This is a genomic window from Facklamia sp. P12945 (genome assembly GCF_050409485.1).
Lineage (GTDB): Bacteria > Bacillota > Bacilli > Lactobacillales > Aerococcaceae > Facklamia.
This window is the reverse complement of sequence record NZ_JBNUPJ010000055.1, coordinates 1-789: the sequence shown is the minus strand read 5'-3', so window position 1 is coordinate 789 and position 789 is coordinate 1. Positions and strand designations below refer to the sequence as shown.

Here is a 789-nt window from a genome sequence, read left to right as displayed (position 1 = left end):
TGATTTTTATACAACTTACTATCCAAAGATGGTTTTTAAATTTTTTATTTCTTTCAAAACTGTGCCATGCAGTTTGTAGGATTGTAGTTTCTCAAACACAGATCAAAACCTGAACTCTCAACAGTGAAAGCATGGAGTCCTAACCACTGGACCGCCAAGAAGTCCTATGATATCTGCAACTCTGAAATGGCTCAGAATAAGTATAGATAAATGAAGTAAATATGGCAAATGTTAGTGATTATTGCAGAGAAGGCAATGGCACCCCACTCCAGTACTCTTGCCTGGAAAATCCCATGGACAGAGGAGCCTGGTGGGCTGCAGTCCATGGGGTTGCTAAGAGTCGGACACGACTGAGCAACTTCACTTTCACTGTGAATATAAGTTAAATAAGCAGGGTGACAATAAACATCCTTGACAAACTCTTTTCTCAATTTGGAACCAGTCTGTTGTTCCATGTCCAGTTCTAACTGTTGCTTCTTGACCTGCATACAGATTTCTCAAGAGGCAGGTCAGGTGGTCTGGTATTCCCATCTCTTTCAGAATTTTCCACAGTTTATTGTGATCCACACAGTCAAAGGCTTTTGTGTAATCAATAAGCAGAATTAGATGGTTTCTGGAACTCTGCTGCTTTCCCTATGATTCAACAGGTGTTGGCAAATTGATCTCGGGTTCTTCTCTCTTTTCTATATCCAGCTTGAATATCTGGAAGTTCACAGTTCAAGTACTGTTGAAACCTGGCTTGGAGAATTTTGAGCATTATTTTGCTAGCATATGAGATGAGTGCAATTG

1 pseudogene is annotated in these 789 nt (G+C 40.2%); it reads right to left on the bottom strand.

The annotated features are described in order from the left end of the window. Positions 1-366: 366 nt before the first annotated feature. Positions 367-609, bottom strand: a pseudogene (locus ACQV2X_RS08740) (reverse transcriptase domain-containing protein); the annotation flags it as partial. Between the last annotated feature and the right edge of the window lie 180 nt (positions 610-789).